Annotated in this window: 14 protein-coding genes; 9 read left to right on the top strand and 5 right to left on the bottom strand. The window is 49.9% G+C overall.

The window, feature by feature from the left end:
- Nucleotides 1-43 precede the first annotated feature (43 nt).
- Nucleotides 44-361, top strand: coding sequence for a hypothetical protein (locus OIR97_RS06845; protein ID WP_169544836.1), 318 nt, complete (start codon nt 44-46; stop codon nt 359-361).
- Between the two features lie 6 nt (nt 362-367).
- On the opposite strand, the gene OIR97_RS06840 is transcribed toward OIR97_RS06845, so the two are convergent.
- The 5 genes from OIR97_RS06840 to gatC form a co-directional block, all read right to left on the bottom strand.
- A complete protein-coding gene (locus tag OIR97_RS06840; RefSeq protein WP_169544835.1) occupies nt 368-1,906 on the bottom strand; it encodes a methyl-accepting chemotaxis protein in 1,539 nt (512 codons plus the stop codon).
- A 21-nt stretch (nt 1,907-1,927) separates the two neighbouring features.
- Nucleotides 1,928-2,278, bottom strand: coding sequence for a hypothetical protein (locus OIR97_RS06835; protein ID WP_169544834.1), 351 nt, complete (start codon nt 2,276-2,278; stop codon nt 1,928-1,930).
- A gap of 376 nt (nt 2,279-2,654) precedes the next feature.
- Nucleotides 2,655-4,109 carry an Asp-tRNA(Asn)/Glu-tRNA(Gln) amidotransferase subunit GatB gene (gene gatB / locus OIR97_RS06830; RefSeq protein WP_169544833.1) on the bottom strand — a complete coding sequence of 485 codons (1,455 nt, stop codon included), beginning with the start codon at nt 4,107-4,109 and terminating at the stop codon, nt 2,655-2,657.
- Nucleotide 4,110: 1 nt separating this feature from the next.
- A complete protein-coding gene (gene gatA / locus OIR97_RS06825) occupies nt 4,111-5,589 on the bottom strand; it encodes an Asp-tRNA(Asn)/Glu-tRNA(Gln) amidotransferase subunit GatA (RefSeq protein WP_169544832.1) in 1,479 nt (492 codons plus the stop codon).
- Entirely contained in the window at nt 5,589-5,876 is a 288-nt protein-coding gene (gatC, locus tag OIR97_RS06820; protein WP_169544831.1) for an Asp-tRNA(Asn)/Glu-tRNA(Gln) amidotransferase subunit GatC, read from the bottom strand. Before gatC ends, gatA begins: the two co-directional genes overlap by 1 nt.
- A 108-nt stretch (nt 5,877-5,984) precedes the next feature.
- Between gatC and ruvX the strand changes: the two genes are divergently transcribed.
- The 8 genes from ruvX (at nt 5,985) to OIR97_RS06780 (ending at nt 16,353) form a co-directional block, all read left to right on the top strand.
- Entirely contained in the window at nt 5,985-6,443 is a 459-nt protein-coding gene (gene ruvX / locus OIR97_RS06815; RefSeq protein WP_169544830.1) for a Holliday junction resolvase RuvX, read from the top strand.
- Nucleotides 6,444-6,678: 235 nt separating this feature from the next.
- Entirely contained in the window at nt 6,679-7,629 is a 951-nt protein-coding gene (locus OIR97_RS06810) for an aspartate carbamoyltransferase catalytic subunit (RefSeq protein ID WP_169544829.1), read from the top strand.
- Complete coding sequence (pyrC, locus tag OIR97_RS06805; RefSeq protein WP_169544828.1) at nt 7,626-8,930, top strand: dihydroorotase; 1,305 nt, start codon at nt 7,626-7,628, stop codon at nt 8,928-8,930. The genes OIR97_RS06810 and pyrC overlap by 4 nt, the downstream gene beginning before the upstream one ends.
- Nucleotides 8,930-9,577 carry a glycerol-3-phosphate 1-O-acyltransferase PlsY gene (gene plsY / locus OIR97_RS06800; protein WP_169544827.1) on the top strand — a complete coding sequence of 216 codons (648 nt, stop codon included), beginning with the start codon at nt 8,930-8,932 and terminating at the stop codon, nt 9,575-9,577. The genes pyrC and plsY overlap by 1 nt, the downstream gene beginning before the upstream one ends.
- 74 nt (nt 9,578-9,651) lie before the next feature.
- Complete coding sequence (gene dprA / locus OIR97_RS06795) at nt 9,652-10,773, top strand: DNA-processing protein DprA (protein WP_169544826.1); 1,122 nt, start codon at nt 9,652-9,654, stop codon at nt 10,771-10,773.
- 68 nt (nt 10,774-10,841) lie between these two features.
- Nucleotides 10,842-13,484 (top strand): type I DNA topoisomerase, encoded by a 2,643-nt coding sequence (gene topA / locus OIR97_RS06790; RefSeq protein WP_169544825.1) that lies wholly within the window; start codon nt 10,842-10,844, stop codon nt 13,482-13,484.
- A 29-nt stretch (nt 13,485-13,513) separates the two neighbouring features.
- On the top strand, nt 13,514-15,826 hold the full coding sequence (gene rnr / locus OIR97_RS06785) for a ribonuclease R (RefSeq protein ID WP_181017900.1): 2,313 nt from the start codon (nt 13,514-13,516) through the stop codon (nt 15,824-15,826).
- A gap of 119 nt (nt 15,827-15,945) precedes the next feature.
- On the top strand, nt 15,946-16,353 hold the full coding sequence (locus OIR97_RS06780; RefSeq protein ID WP_169544824.1) for a DUF983 domain-containing protein: 408 nt from the start codon (nt 15,946-15,948) through the stop codon (nt 16,351-16,353).
- Nucleotides 16,354-16,378: the final 25 nt, after the last annotated feature.

Raw genomic sequence — 16,378 nt, 5'->3', positions numbered from 1 at the left:
CTTAAATGAGCGTCTGTCCCCCTGTAACCGGAGGGGATGGATTATGCCATTAGATGTTAGCATTGCACTGATCAACACCATTGAAGATCAAGATCTTTCCTTCCAGTCACTTCAGGAAGACGAATTGATCTGGATGCCGCCCCCGCCCGAGATATTGCCACCTTTTCAGTATAAACGGTGTCAATGCTCCGGACCATCGTCAGGATATGAAATTGGATTGAAATACGGGCCGCTCATCTGCCGAATTCGGGTAACCGCTTGGGGCATTAAATATCGAGAATCGACGCCATCAACTAACGCGCTCGAGCTGATACAAGTAAAAGAAAAGCCACCGTATCAACTCGAGCTGTTTTTATTATAGGAAGGATTAGCCTTTAATCTGGCTCAAAAATCCGTCCATTTCTGTCCGAACCTGTTCAGCGTCGCTGCCCAGTTCCTCGGCGGCGGCATAGACATCGTGAGAGGCAGAGGCCGCTTCATCGGCAAAATTCACGATATAACCAACCTCGCCTTTCACCTGAACCGTTCCGTCAAAGGCACGGCGGGTATTGTTAGAAATTTCACCAGTAGCGGCTGTTTGTTCTTCAACCGCCGCGGCAACAGCAGACGTCGTTGCACTGATTTCGTTGATCGTCTCCAGAATCGCGCTGATCTCGCTAGCAGCCTGTTCGCTGACCTGCTGAATTCCAGACACCTGCGCCGTAATATCCTCGGTGGCGCGGGCAGTCTGGGTCGCAAGGTTCTTAACCTCGCTTGCAACAACCGCAAAACCTTTCCCGGCCTCTCCCGCTCTCGCCGCTTCAATGGTCGCGTTCAAAGCAAGAAGATTGGTTTGCTCGGCAATGTCGCTGATCAAGTTGACAACATCTGAAATTTGCTGCGCGGACGTTTTCAACTCATCCATTGTGCCAGCCGTCGAATTAGCACGTTCCGAAGCGGAATTGGCTACTTGGCTCGAACGGTTCACCTGAGATGAAATTTCCTGAATGGAGGCACTTAACTGCTCCGCCGCAGAACTGACCGATTGAACATTACCAGACATCGCATCGGTCATGGTTACTGTCTCCCCGGCCTTGCCTTTCACATTGTCAGATGCATGCTGCATGTTGCTGGCCAAATCGGTAAGGTTTTTGGAATTGGAAACAAGTTTCAAAACCAGATTGCCGACAGACTCTTCAAACTCCCTGGCAACAGCCTGACGCTCTGCACGGCGACGCGCTAACGCTGCTTCAGAAGCTTCCTGTTTTTCTGCGTTCAGACGCTCGGCTTCCGCCTGCAACTCCCGAACATGACCCTCTGATTGTTTTGCGGCCTCACCGGCTTCAACAGCTCTTTGTTTTTCCGCATCCGCAACAGCTTTCGCAGCCTCAGCCGCCTCAACAGATTGCGCAGACGCGTCAAAGGCCCGTACCAGTTTAAAAGTAAGTGACGTCAGCACAGCGGACTCGAACACAACAATTACCGCATGCAGAACCACCCGACCGAAATCTGCGCCTTCCGGAAACACCGCTGCGGGCAACACAAAGTTAAGAACCAAGTGATGCACTGCAATCGTCACGGTCGCCACGATAATCGACTTCCAACAACATAGAACCGAAATAACCGCCAATGAGGCAAAGAAATACATGTGAATGTCGATTTGCCAGGGATGGCCTTTGAAGACATAGACCAGCAATCCGACCTGAACGATATATCCTACACTCACGGCATACCGAAAATTAGCACTGGCCCCGCCCATCAAGAGCAAGGCGGTCGGTATCGCAGCGAACAACACCGCGCCAAGTGTAGCCCCCATCCAATCCGCACCGATCATCATTGCAGACACAACGATGATCGGAATATGGATCCACAGAAGAATTGCAATATTTTTTGAAATTGACTGCCGTAACTGATCAAGAGCGTTCATATGATATGTCTCACTTGCGAATTAAGTCTTACTTTTTTTAAAGAAACTACACCCACCATTGATAAAGGCACTCATCGTAAACCACGCCCCTACTGTCACAATACTCTCAACAGAAAAGCTTTTTTCAGGGCGGACAATAACAATGTTCTCGAAAAACCCTGTTCTCACGAAACTCACAGGCAATGCCGCAAGTCTTTGGGAAATTTCTGTCAAAGAAATCGATGGCGGGAAAATAATAGCAAGGTCCGATGTCTCATCATCCGAGGACATTTGAAGGGCAGCCAATAGGATAAAGCTTGAAACAAGGAGCGAAGCAACAAGAGTGAATGATCCCTTTTGGCTGGCACTTTGCTGATTGTTGTTCAAACCCATAAACATCCACCATTACTTTTTTAGAGGCCAAGTATATGGGGCACCAGATTAATAAGGGGTAAATACGCATAAATTTTTACAGATTAAAAAATCGAGATCAAATTGATCACGATCAATGCTGCACATGCGAAACAACGCTAAATGATGTCCCTAACATCAATTATTGGAAATTTCCGACAGTAACTTTTTAGGGAACGTTGTAATGGCTCTTAAAAATCGTTTTAAATCAGTTAGTACATCTTTTGGAAAATATACGGACACCGCTGCGATTTTTATCTTTCCGGCGATTATGCTGATTTGGGCTGTAAGTTCCTACCAATAATATTTTGCAACGCAGCAAACAAAAAAAAGCGGAGCATTTGCTCCGCCTTTTTTATTATCCATCCAGTTTTGGTTTCAGGATTTTATTGACCACACCTGGGTTGGCTTTCCCGCCTGTCGCCTTCATAACCTGCCCCATAAAGAAACCAAGCAGCTTATCCTTACCACCACGATATTCTTCAAGCTTGTCAGGATTTGCCGCAATCACCTCGTCAATGGCCGCCTCAATTGCGCCCGTATCAGAGACCTGCTTCAGACCTTTTTCTTCGACAATATCAGCTGCCGCTTTACCGCTATCGAACATTTCTTCGAAAACTTCTTTGGCGATCCGATTGGAAATCGTGCCATCCTTGATCAGGTCAATCAGCTTACCCAGGGCGTCTGCCGAGACCGGGCTTTCCGACAGGCTTTTACCTGTTCGGTTCAAATTACCAAACAATTCACCGATTACCCAGTTGGCAGAAAGCTTTGCATCCCGGCCCTCGGCAACGGCTTCGAAGTAATCCGCAACCTCTTTTTCAGCGACCAGCACACCCGCATCATAGGCGGTAAGACCTAGTTCCTCGATAAACCGAGCCTTTTTGTCATCCGGCAGCTCAGGCAGCTGGCTTTTGATCTTCTCGACAAAAGCATCATCAAATTCCAGAGGCAACAGATCTGGGTCAGGGAAGTACCGATAGTCATGGGCTTCTTCCTTTGACCGCATCGAGCGGGTTTCACCCTTTACGCTGTCATAAAGACGGGTTTCCTGATCGATCGTGCCGCCCGCTTCCAGAATATCAACCTGTCGATTGGCTTCATAGACAATCGCCTGCTGAATAAAGCGGAGAGAATTAATGTTTTTCATTTCACAGCGGGTCCCAAATGGATCGCCAGGTTTGCGAACAGACACATTCACGTCCGCCCGCATGGACCCTTCTTCCATATTGCCGTCACAGGTTCCCAAGTATCGAAGAATACTCCGTAGTTTTTTAACATAGGCTGCGGCTTCTTCTGGAGAACGGATATCAGGCTCCGAAACAATTTCCATCAAAGCCACGCCTGACCGATTTAAATCAACAAGTGTATTCGTTGGATGTTGATCGTGAATACTTTTACCCGCATCCTGTTCAAGATGCAGACGGGTAATTCCAATTTCCTTGGTCGATCCGTCTTTAAGATCAATCAGCATCTTTCCTTCACCGACAATCGGCTGCAGATATTGACTGATCTGATACCCTTGTGGAAGATCCGCGTAAAAGTAGTTTTTCCGATCAAAAACAGAAAATTTATTGATCTGCGCCTTAAGACCCAAACCAGTGCGAACCGCCTGCTCCACTGCCATTTCATTGATGACCGGCAACATTCCGGGCATAGCTGCATCAACGAAAGATACCTGCGTATTCTGCTCTGCTCCATATTCAGTGGCTGATCCTGAGAAAAGCTTGGCTTTTGAAGAGACTTGCGCGTGCACCTCCAAACCAATAACCACTTCCCAATCGCCCGTAGCGCCTTGAACAATCATACCCATTTTAACCCCTCCACCAATCTGTTGGTGTGGCTGTAAAGCCTGCGGCATCTTCCATCACGCCGGCGACTTTTAGAACTGTTTCTTCTTCAAACGGCCGTCCCAAAAGCTGCAATCCCAAAGGCAATCCGTCTGACGACAGACCAGCAGGAACAGAAATGCCGGGCAAGCCCGCCAAACTGGCAGGGACAGTGAACACATCGTTCAAATACATCTCCAGCGGATCGTCCCCTTTTTCACCAGCCGCAAAAGCGGCACTTGGTGCTGTTGGGGTCAAAATTGCATCAACGGTTTTGTAAGCTTCCTTGAAATCATCAGCAATCCGTGTGCGAACTTTCTGAGCCTTCAGGTAGTAGGCATCATAATAGCCTGCGGACAGAGCATATGTACCAATCAGCAAACGGCGCTGAACTTCGTCTCCAAAGCCTTCGCCGCGTGTCCGCGAATACATGTCAGCCAGATCTTCACCTTCGACCCGAAGACCATACCGAACCCCATCATAACGGGCAAGATTACTCGAAGCTTCGGCCGGGGCGATAATGTAGTAGGCTGGCAGCGCATATTTTGTATGCGGCAGACTGATATCAACAATCTCAGCACCAGCCTCTTTCAGCCAGGCAATCCCCTGATCCCAAAGCGCCGCAATTTCTTCTGACATGCCGTCCAGGCGATATTCTTTAGGGATACCAATTTTGAGGCCCCGGATATCACCGGTCAACGCGGCTTCAAAGTTTGGAACAGCCATATCAACGCTCGTGCTGTCTTTTGGATCAAACCCTGCCATGGCTTCAAGCATAATAGCCGCGTCGCGCACGCTCCGCGTCATTGGACCTGCCTGATCAAGACTGGAGGCAAAGGCCACTACACCCCACCGGGAACACCGTCCATAGGTTGGCTTCATCCCAACAATACCTGTAAAGGCGGCAGGTTGACGAATAGATCCGCCCGTATCGGTACCGGTCGCCGCCATTGCAATTCGGGACGCCACAGCACTTGCAGAACCGCCAGAGGATCCACCCGGCACCAAAGGCTGATCGTCAGTGCTTCGGCGCCACGGGTTAACCACATTGCCGTAATAGCTGGTTTCGTTAGAGGAGCCCATCGCAAACTCGTCCAAATTCACCTTGCCAAGCATGACAGCACCAGCGTTCCATAAATTCTGCGAAACAGTGCTTTCATATTCAGGCTTAAAACCGTCCAGAATATGCGATGCTGCTGTCGTCAAAACCCCTTTTGTACAAAACAGGTCTTTCATGGCAATCGGAATACCTTCCATGATGCCCGCTTGCCCTTTTGCAATCCGTGCGTCGGACGCTGTCGCAGCGTCAACCGCATGCTCAGGTGTTTCGGTAATAAACGCGTTCAAACCCCGGCCCGCGTCCATCGCGGTAATATGAGCCGCCGTCAATTCACGAGCGGAAAACTTTCCACCCTTAAGACCATCCCGCGCTTCCGCGATTGTCAGTTTTGTTAAATCACTCATTATTCAATCACCTTTGGAACTGCAAAGAAGCCGTCTTCTTTTGCGGGCGCATTTGCAACGACTTGTTCCTGATATCCGCCATCAGTGATTTCGTCCTGACGCCAGCGCAATTTCATGTCTGCAACAGACGTCATTGGCGGTACATTTTCGGTATCGACTTCTCCAAGCTGCTCAACCCAGCCCAGGATCGCGTTCAGTTCGGCGGCCAGCGGTTCGAGTTTTTCTTCCTCGACCCTGATACGCGCCAAATTTGCTACTTTTGCCACAGTGGCTTTATCAAGCGACATGTGTCACCCTTTGTTGTATAGATGCATAATCTGGAAGGTCGGACCAGATATTACCGTCAAATATAGACAGCAGGCCAGCCCGACAATGGCCGCAAGTTAGCGCAAGCCATGCTCCTCGGCAACCCCAGCTATTTGAAACATTTCATTGCCCTCGATCAGCGCCTTATGGGGTTCGACCCAGGGACTAAAACCATCGGACTTGCATTATCCGATACCGGGCTAAAGGTGGCAACCCCTCTCCTGACGATAAAACGCGAAAAGTTCAGGGATGATGCGGATAAAATCGGCGCCCTGATCGAGACGCATAATGTTGGTGGTTTTGTGATCGGCCTGCCTCTGAATATGGACGGCAGCGAAGGCCCTAGATGCCAGTCAATCCGCCAGTTTCAAAAGAATCTGGAAGGCTATTTTGACTTACCCTGCTGCTTTTGGGATGAGCGCCTTTCCACTGTCGCCGTCACGAAGACATTACTGGACGCGGATGCCTCTAGAAAGCGACGGGCGGAAGTTGTCGACAAGATGGCCGCTGCCTTTATTCTTCAGGGCGCGTTGGAGTCTATGCGCTAGAAAATACCGGACTTTTAAATTATGCTTTGGGAAACAAAAAAAATTGTCCTGAGCCTTCGACGCCCAAAGGTTCGCTCAATGATTCTGTGTGGGCGCCCTTGATCGATCGCAACCGCAGGCCAAAATCATTCCCGCGCACCCATAGAAGACACGTCATCCTTTACGGGATATTTTTGGCGAGGTCGCAATGGGTTCTTGCTGATCAGACGAAGGATCGCTATACACTATCCTTTTAATGACACATTTAGAAAAAACCAGATTTGCCCATAGGCATTTGCTTGACATAGCACGGCTCAGCGCTGCGGATATCAGCCTGATTCTCGATGTCGCTGATGTTTATGCAGAGCGATCACGTGCCCGCGAAAAGAAGCTTTCCCTTTTACGAGGCATGACTCAAATCAACCTGTTTTTTGAAAATTCAACGCGCACCAGAACGTCGTTTGAATTGGCCGGTCAAAGATTGGGGGCAGACGTCATCAACATGTCGGTTGGTTCCAGTTCGGTAAAAAAAGGGGAAACCCTGATCGACACAGCAATGACGTTGAACGCCATGCGACCGGATATTTTGGTAATCCGTCATTCGGATTCCGGTGCACCGCACCTTCTCAGTCAGAAGGTCGACTGCGCTGTTATCAACGGCGGAGACGGCAGTCATGAACATCCAACTCAAGCATTGCTTGATGCTCAAACCATCCGCAATCGCAAAGGCCGCCTTGCCGGACTGACTGTTGCTATTTGCGGAGACATTCTGCACAGCCGGGTCGCCCGGTCAAATATCGCCCTTCTCAATATCATGGGAGCCCGGGTCCGCATCGTTGGGCCAACGACCCTGATACCATCGAATGCAAAAACGATGGGCGTCGAAGTCTATCATTCCATGGAAGAAGGTCTGAAAGATGCGGATATCGTAATGATGCTTCGTTTACAGACGGAAAGGATGCAAGGAGCCTTCGTTCCGTCCGTCCGTGAATATTTCCACCTGTTTGGCTTGGATAAAGAAAAACTGAAAGTGGCAAAGCCGGATGCGCTTATCATGCATCCCGGTCCAATGAACCGAGGTGTTGAAATCGACTCCGAGATCGCTGACGACCTGCATATCAGTGCAATTTCAGAGCAAGTTGAAATGGGCGTTGCTGTTCGAATGGCCTGCCTAGATCTTCTGACACGCGGAGAGGTGGACGAATGAGTGAACCCGTTCATGCGTTAGTAAACGCGCGCCTTCTGGATCCTGCAACAGGGACAGATACCCTTGGCGGAATTCTTATTCAGGATGGAAAAATTCTGGATTGGGGGCCCCACATTTCAACAGACATGCTTCCTGATGGATGTACCCACGAAGACTGCAACGGTCACTGCCTCGCTCCTGGCCTTGTGGATGCGCATGCCTATCTTTGTGAACCCGGGAAAGAGCACCGCGAAACCATGGCGACAGCCGGACTTGCCGCCGCGGCAGGCGGAATAACCACGATCAATGCCTTTCCTGCAACAGAGCCCGTGATCGACGATCCATCCCTTGTGGCCATTGTCGCGCGGCGCGCCCGCGACACCTGCCCCGTGAACGTTGTCATCACCGGGGCATTAACACGCGGTCTTCTCGGCGCAGAAATGGCAGAATTAGGGCTGTTGTCAGAAGCTGGTGTTGTCGCATTCAGCGATGGGCAAAAGGCCATTGGTGATATCAACCTGATGCGCCGGGCACTTGCCTATTCTACGATGTTTGACAAACCTGTCATTATTCATGCGGAAGAACCACATCTTGCCGGAAGTGGTGTGATGACGGGCGGCAGAACCGCAACCTTCATGGGTTTGAAATCCATCCCAGCCTGCGCCGAAGCCATAATGGTGGAACGGGATATCCGGCTTACGGCCATGACCGGGGCAAAATGGCATGCCGCTCATTTGAGTACAGCAGATGCCATCCGATCCATCGGCCGGGCAAAGGATGAGCAGATCAATGTCACTGCGGGAACGGCCCCGCATTATCATGCTCTGAACGATTTGGAAGTCGGTGAATACCGCACCTTCGCGCGCGTTTCCCCGCCTTTGCGAGAAGAAACAGACCGAATGGCCGTTGTCCAAGGCCTGAAAGACGGCATTTTGGACATTATTTCCTCTCAGCATCTTCCGCAAAGCGCCGATAGTAAACGAGTACCGTTTGCACAAGCAAAACCGGGCGTTGTCGGGCTGGAAACAATGTTACCAGTCAGTCTGCGACTATTCCACAATCAGCAACTTGATCTGTTGACGCTGCTGCATACCATGACGGTGGCCCCGGCCAAACTTCTCGGCATCGACAAAGGCAGGCTTGAAAAAGGCGCGGATGCGGATCTGTGCCTGTTCGATTTAGGCAAACCTTGGAAAGTGGACGGGCTGAAGCTGAAATCCAAATCCAAAAATACCGCTTTTGATGGTCATTTGCTTCAAGGCAGGGTATTAAAAACCTTTGTTGGCGGCACGGCCGTTTTCACATTTGGGGATGACAAATAATGCCGGAACCTTTGGGGGACCTGAGTTACACATGGCCATTTTTAGCAGCAATCGTGATCGGGTATTTATTCGGATCCATTCCGTTTGGTCTCGTGCTTACAAAAATGGCGGGCCTGGGAGACATTCGAAAAATTGGCTCTGGTAACATTGGAACGACAAATGTTCTTCGGACAGGCAATAAAGGTCTGGCGCTTGCAACCCTCCTGCTGGATGGCGGCAAGGGGGCGGTCGTTGTCCTGATTGCCAACATCTACCTTACGCAGGATTATGCCGTTCTGGCGGGCGGGGCGGCTTTTCTGGGTCACCTGTTTCCAGTTTGGCTCAAATTCAAAGGAGGAAAAGGCGTTGCCACCTTTATTGGTGTCATGCTCGCCGTATCCTGGCCCGCAGGCATTGCAGTTGCCCTGACCTGGCTTCTTGTTGCCTTCGCAATGCGCTATTCTTCCCTGGCTGCGCTGGTATCGGCGGCGCTTGCCCCTGTTTATATCTATGCCCTTTCTCAAACACCGTTATTTGGATCTGTTTACTACGGGGACCTGCAGCGGATCGAATTGACCGCTTTTATGGCCATCCTTATTTTTATTCGGCACCACGAAAATATTGGGCGGCTGGTCAAAGGAAAAGAATCCAAGATCGGAAAAAAATAATACTTACCAATAACGCGCATTAAATAAGTATTTTTTCAATTGACGCGTTCATCAATTTGCATCACATTTTTCTGATGCAACACAATATTGAACTTTCATTCGCCGAAAGACTGAATTGGTTACGCCTTATTCGATCAGAAAATGTCGGGCCAATTACGTTCTTTCAGCTTCTAAACCGGTTTGAAAATGCCGGCCGTGCCTTGGAAGCAATCCCTGAACTTGCCCGGAACGGCGGACGCAAAAAACCAATTAGAATATATGCGAAGGGCGCTGCTGAGCGCGAGATGGAACAAGTCATCCAGTATGGTGGGCAACTGATAGGCAGTTGTGAACCGAACTACCCTCCGTTGCTCCGTCATATTCCGGATGCTCCTCCGGTGATCAGTTTAAAAGGACATACGGATCTCCTTGGTAAAAACATGTTAGGAGTTGTTGGATCCCGAAACGCGTCCGCAGTTGCCCAGAATCTGACACGCTCCCTGTGTTCGAAACTTGGAAATAATGGGCTAGTCATTGCATCCGGTCTCGCCCGCGGTATCGACAAAGTGGCCCATGAAGCGTCCTTGACAACAGGGACTGTTGCTGTGGTCGGCGGTGGCCTTGATGTAAAATATCCCCGCGAAAATGCTGACTTGCAGGCACAAATCGAAAATGGAGGATGCGTGATTGCAGAGCAGCCCTTTGGCACCCAGCCACAGGCTCGGCATTTCCCAAGGCGCAACCGCATTATCTCCGGGATGGCACTGGGTATACTCGTTATGGAGGCAACCCCAAAATCAGGGTCATTGATCACGGCAAGAATGGCGGCGGAACAGGGGCGCGATGTTTTTGCAGTGCCCGGCTCTCCTATGGATCCACGTGCAAAAGGAACAAACAATCTGATAAAAAACGGGGCCATTCTTGTGGAAAGTGATCAAGATATTCTTCAGGAATTATCGGGACTGAAGTCCCTCCCCCTGTCCGAACCCGAACAACCCGCCCTGCCCTTTGACAGAACCCTGTCGCCAAATGAACAGACCCTTGATCAGGCTCGCCCTGTTCTGCTCCACCTTTTAAGCCCTACCCCCATCGATATTGATGAACTTGTAAGGCTTACAGAATTCCCTCCCGGCGTGGTTTTGACGATTTTGCTTGAACTTGAACTAGCAGGCAGAATAGAACGCCATTTTGGAAACAGGGTTTCCTTCGCGAGTTAGTCTCTCTATATATGGCAAATTGCACTCTTGTACTGAGCCGTTAAAAAAAGAAGGTCTGTGGTATTTCTATGAATGTAGTGGTCGTTGAGTCTCCTGCGAAAGCAAAGACAATAAATAAATATCTCGGCTCGGACTATACGGTCCTGGCATCCTACGGTCACATCCGCGATCTGCCGTCTAAGGACGGATCAGTCAAACCGGATGAAGATTTTGCAATGGATTATCAAAATGATGCAAAATCTGCCAAACATATCAAAGCGATAGCAGATGCTCTCAAGGGCGCTGAAAACCTGTACCTCGCCACTGACCCGGATCGCGAAGGAGAAGCGATTGCCTGGCATGTCATGAAGGTGATGGAAGAAAAAAAGAAATTAAAAGACGCTAAAGTAAGCCGTGTCGTCTTTAACGAGATTACGAAGAAAGCCGTCTTGGACGGGATTGCAAATCCACGCGAACTGGACATGAATCTGGTGAATGCCCAACAGGCTCGTCGAGCACTCGATTATCTGGTTGGCTTTACTTTATCACCTGTTTTGTGGCGAAAACTTCCGGGCGCGAAGTCTGCTGGACGGGTTCAGTCGGTTGCCCTGCGACTGATTTGTGAGCGTGAATTGGAAATCGAGGCCTTCAAGGCCGAAGAATACTGGACGATTGATGCGGATTTTCTGAACGACAAAAAATCCAAAATCACAGCCCGCCTTACGTATCTTGACGACAAAAAGCTCGATAAGTTTTCTTTACCGGATGAAGCAACGGCAAAAGCCGCCGCAGAAAAAGTACGTGCTGGAACGTTCCATGTACAAAGCGTCACGAAAAAGCCGGCGAAACGAAACCCATCTCCCCCCTTTACAACATCCACGTTACAGCAGGAAGCATCGCGTAAACTTGGATTTGGTGCCAAACGCACCATGATGGTTGCACAGAAACTGTATGAAGGGTTTGATGTAGGCGGAGAAACAGCCGGCCTGATCACTTACATGCGGACAGACGGCGTAACACTTGCCAATGAAGCAATCCACGCCTGCCGGGATGTTATCGCCGCTGAATATGGACCGGAATTTGTTCCAGGCTCGCCGCGTGCTTACAAAACAAAATCCAAGAATGCTCAGGAAGCGCACGAAGCAATCCGCCCGACCGATTTATCCCGCACACCCGCGCAGGCCGCGCGGTATCTGGATCAGGAACATCTGAAACTGTATGAACTGATCTGGAAACGGACTATTGCCAGCCAGATGGAAAGTGCGCAGATGGAACGCACGACCATTGATTTTCAGGATGGTGCGGGTCAAACTCTGCGTGCAACAGGCAGCGTTGTTCGTTTTGCAGGTTTTCTGAAACTGTATGAAGAAGGACAGGATGATACCAAGGACGACGAAGGTGGAAAAAGACTGCCTGCCGTCTCTGAAGGCGAAACCATGTCTACAGAAATTGTCCGCGAAGATCAGCATTTCACAGAACCGGCACCGCGCTATTCAGAAGCCAGTCTTGTCAAGAAACTCGAAGAACTGGGCATTGGCCGGCCGTCCACCTACGCCTCGATCATCTCCGTCCTGCAAGACCGGGATTATGTAGTACTGGATCAAAAACGGTTTAAACCGGAAGATAAGGGCCAGTTGGTAACAGCGTTTCTGTCCTCGTTCTTTACGCGCTATGTGGAGTATGATTTCACAGCCCAACTCGAAGAACGGTTGGATGATATTTCAGATGCCAAGATTGACTGGAAGCAGGTTTTACGTGATTTCTGGAGTGACTTCAGCCTTTCTGTTGATGGAACAGCAGAGCTTCGGGTAACGGATGTTCTGGAGGAATTGAACCGCGTCCTTGGTCCTCATGTTTTTCCAGAAGTTGAGGAAGGTAAAGATCCGCGCGCCTGCACCAAATGTGAAGATGGCCGCCTTTCCCTGAAAACTGGCCGGTTTGGCGCGTTTATTGGTTGCTCGAACTATCCTGAATGTCGTTTCACCCGGCAATTGGGAGCGGCAAATTCAGAGAACGGATCCTCCGATGTTGACGACGGACCCAAGGAACTTGGGATCGATCCTGCGACTGAATTGATGATCACCCTGCGCAAAGGACCTTACGGTCCTTACTTGCAATTGGGCGAACCTGAACCAAAGAAAAAGCCAAAACGCGTTTCCATTCCAAAGGACATGCCGCTGGAAGACATCGATTTCGAAATGGCTGTCCAGTTAATGGCCTTGCCACGGGAAATCGGTCCTCATCCAGAAACAGGAACAATGATCACAGCGGGCCTCGGCCGATACGGTCCTTATGTGGAATGCGATAAAAAATATGGCAAACTGACGAGCGGAATGGAAGTTCTGACCGTTGGGATGAACCGGGCGGTTGAACTGCTGGCCGCGGCAAAAACCCGCGGCGGCGCAGGTCGGGCTGCCCCTCCCTTGCGTGTTGTCGGGAAACACCCGGACGATGAAGCTGATATTAATGTAAAAGATGGCCGTTATGGACCATACGTCACCCATGGTGGCATCAACGCGACGATCCCTAAAGGATCTGACCCGATGACCATTACTTTGGAAGAGGCTGTTAAGCTTCTGGCAGACCGTGCCGCAAAAAGTGGAAAGAAACCCAAGCTAGCGAAGAAAACCGCAGCGAAGAAAACCACGGCTAAAAAAGCACCTGCCAAGAAGAAAGCACCAGCAAAGAAAAAAGCTCCTGCGAAAAAGAAAACAGTAGAGAGTGACGATTAACAGCGGTACTGACCGCAGAAAAAGATAATTTGACCAAAGACATAAAGAACCCGAGTTATTTACCAACCAAAGATCAGGTGCGCACTTTCATCGAAGAAAGTGACGCCCCGGTTGGCAAACGGGAAATTGCGAAAGCCTTTAATATTAAAGGTGCCGATCGCATATATTTAAAAAAAATCCTTAAAGAATTGGTTACGGATGGGGCGCTTGAAAAAGGCCGTGGGCAGTCATTGGCCGCCGCCGGAAGCCTTCCCAGTGTAGCCGTAATTGACATCATACGCCTTGACGAAAATGGCGAGCCCATTGGCAAACCGGTAAAATGGGACGATGAGACACCAGCACCAACCATTTATGTGGGCCTGCAAAAAAAGCGAGGCGTTAAAGCAGTGGCCGTTGGCGATAGATATCTGGCCAAGCTGGCCAAGCAGCCAGATGGCTCGTATGAAGCAACCGTCATCCGTCACCTGACGGCCGCGAGCGGGCCCGTGCTTGGTGTTTATACCAGCACCGGTAAAAATGGGCGTGTTCAGCCGACCGATCGAAAAAACAAAAAAGAAATTACCATTTTGGAAGAACATTCCATGGGGGCACAATCGGGAGAAGTGGTCCTTGTCGATATTCTGCCTGGCCGTCATTTTGGAACGCCCGAAGGTAAAGTGACAGAGCGTATCGGACCGTTAGGCGATTCCCGATCCCTCAGCCTGATTGCCATCCATGCGCACGGCATTCCCCACGAATTCAGTGACGCGGTTAAAAAAGAAGCACTAAGCGCAAAACCTGTAGAACTTGCGGACCGCACGGATTTGCGTGATCTGCCTATTTTGACCATCGATCCTGAAGATGCGCGGGATAGAGATGACGCCGTATGGGCGCAACGGGATGAAAGTCCTGAAAACGCTGGCGGCTGGCAGGTCATCGTGGCGATCGCGGATGTAGCCCATTATGTCACCTCTGGGTCAGAATTGGATAAGTCGGCCCGCCTGCGCGGGAACTCGGTTTATTTCCCTGACAGGGTTGTGCCCATGCTGCCCCACGAATTGTCTAGCGACTTGTGTTCTCTGCACGACAATGTGGACCGACCTGTCATGGCCGTCAAAATGTGGTTTGATGCAAACGGCAACAAGATCCGCCATAAATTTATGCGGGCGCTGATCAACTCGTGCGCGTCCCTCACATACCGGCAGGCCCAGAACGCCTATGAAGGGCATCCTGACCATGTCACAGAAGAGCTTGCCCAGACGGTTATAAAACCATTATTTGGCGCCTATGAAGCCTTGAAAAAGGCACGGGATAAACGCCAACCCCTTAATCTGGAGCTTCCGGAACGAAAAATTGAACTGAACGAAGACGGGTTTATTAAAGCTGTCCATAAAAAAGTTCGCTTTGCCGCTCATATGATGATTGAAGAGTTTATGATTCAGGCAAATGTATGTGCCGCAGAGACCCTTAATCAACTTCGGCGACCCTGCATGTTCCGGGTTCACGAACCGCCTGATCGTGAAAAGCTGGAAGGACTGCAGGAAATCCTGTCGGAAATGAACATCAGCTTTGCCAAGGGGCAAGTCCTTCAAACGGCGACATTCAACAGAATTTTAGCGCAAGCCGAAAACGAGACGGACAAAGAGCTGGTCAGTACTCTGGTCCTGCGCTCTCAGTCACAGGCGGTATATAGTCCGGATAACAAGCACCATTTTGGCTTACACCTGAAAAACTACGCCCACTTCACCTCGCCAATTCGACGTTATGCAGACCTATTGGTCCACCGAAGCCTTATCTCCGGCCTTGGGCTGGGCAATGATGGGCTGACTAATGAAGACGCCGAAAATCTCGACGATATTGGGGTTCATATCTCTGGACTTGAACGCCGTGCTATGGTCGCGGAACGGCAAACCATGGACCGTTTCACGGCTGTTTTTCTTGCCAACAAGGTCAATGAAATCTTTCAGGCAAAAATTACGGGTGTTACGCGGGCGGGCTTGTTCTTTTCGCTGGACGAAACCGGTGCCGACGCGTTTGCTCCTATCTCGACCATCGGGCATGACTTTTTTGTGTATGATGAAAAAAACCATTCTCTTTTTGGCGAACGGACAGGTGTTACTTATCGACTATCTGACCGGTTAGCCGTACAACTTCGCGAAGTAGACATTGCAACGGGCAGTATGATTGTCTCGATTGAAGACGGTTCCGGCCGTTCTTCCTATGACGCGGGGGCACGGCGGAGAAAACGCAATGCAGCTTCTGGAAAACCTGGAGCCCCAGGCAAGAAGTCCTTTTCCAAGAAGAAAAAAACGATGCCAAAGGGTAAGAAGCGGGCGGCTGCAAAGAAAGCAAGAAATACCTGATATACATTGATCCAAATCAATGCAAATTGCGGCAGAGTGTCGCAATGGCGGTTTCGTGATCCCAAAGACATATGCTTCCTGTTATACTCTGCGCAAATAACAGGAAGTATTATACTACTATGAGCAACACTTCATCGGAACGATCTTTGGCCACATCCCTTCGCAAAGGCTTCATGCGCCGCTGTCCTGATTGCGGAAAAGGTCGGATTTTTAAAGGATATATCAAAGTTAATCACACGTGTGACCACTGTGGTCTGGAGTTATTCCATCAACGTGCTGACGATGCTCCCCCATATTTTACGATGATGATTGTGCTTCATTTTATCGTGTCTGGCCTGTTATTCGTTGAAAAAACATACAGTCCTGAAACATGGGTTCATATGGTCATCTGGTTTCCTGTGGCAATTCTGTCATCCCTTGTTTTACTGCCCCATATCAAAGGTGCGTTGATCGGTCTTCAATGGGCTCGTAAAATGCATGGGTTTGATGAAGAGGCAACCGGATATTCTGCCCAGCAGATCGACTAATCAGCAGCCATTCCCTGAGGCAACT

The sequence above is a fragment of the Sneathiella aquimaris genome, assembly GCF_026409565.1.
Lineage (GTDB): Bacteria > Pseudomonadota > Alphaproteobacteria > Sneathiellales > Sneathiellaceae > Sneathiella > Sneathiella aquimaris.
This window is presented reverse-complemented; position numbering and strand designations above follow the sequence as displayed.

Excerpts from the sequence above, each read along its gene's own strand:
- OIR97_RS06810 (WP_169544829.1), top strand. The coding sequence starts at position 6,679 with ATGACACATTTAGAAAAAACCAGATTTGCCCATAGGCATTTGCTTGAC.
- ruvX (WP_169544830.1), top strand. The coding sequence starts at position 5,985 with ATGCTCCTCGGCAACCCCAGCTATTTGAAACATTTCATTGCCCTCGAT.
- gatA (WP_169544832.1), bottom strand. The coding sequence starts at position 5,589 with ATGAGTGATTTAACAAAACTGACAATCGCGGAAGCGCGGGATGGTCTT.
- plsY (WP_169544827.1), top strand. The coding sequence starts at position 8,930 with ATGCCGGAACCTTTGGGGGACCTGAGTTACACATGGCCATTTTTAGCA.
- OIR97_RS06845 (WP_169544836.1), top strand. The coding sequence starts at position 44 with ATGCCATTAGATGTTAGCATTGCACTGATCAACACCATTGAAGATCAA.
- OIR97_RS06780 (WP_169544824.1), top strand. The coding sequence starts at position 15,946 with ATGAGCAACACTTCATCGGAACGATCTTTGGCCACATCCCTTCGCAAA.
- gatC (WP_169544831.1), bottom strand. The coding sequence starts at position 5,876 with ATGTCGCTTGATAAAGCCACTGTGGCAAAAGTAGCAAATTTGGCGCGT.
- OIR97_RS06840 (WP_169544835.1), bottom strand. The coding sequence starts at position 1,906 with ATGAACGCTCTTGATCAGTTACGGCAGTCAATTTCAAAAAATATTGCA.
- dprA (WP_169544826.1), top strand. The coding sequence starts at position 9,652 with ATGCAACACAATATTGAACTTTCATTCGCCGAAAGACTGAATTGGTTA.
- pyrC (WP_169544828.1), top strand. The coding sequence starts at position 7,626 with ATGAGTGAACCCGTTCATGCGTTAGTAAACGCGCGCCTTCTGGATCCT.
- gatB (WP_169544833.1), bottom strand. The coding sequence starts at position 4,109 with ATGGGTATGATTGTTCAAGGCGCTACGGGCGATTGGGAAGTGGTTATT.
- topA (WP_169544825.1), top strand. The coding sequence starts at position 10,842 with ATGAATGTAGTGGTCGTTGAGTCTCCTGCGAAAGCAAAGACAATAAAT.
- OIR97_RS06835 (WP_169544834.1), bottom strand. The coding sequence starts at position 2,278 with ATGGGTTTGAACAACAATCAGCAAAGTGCCAGCCAAAAGGGATCATTC.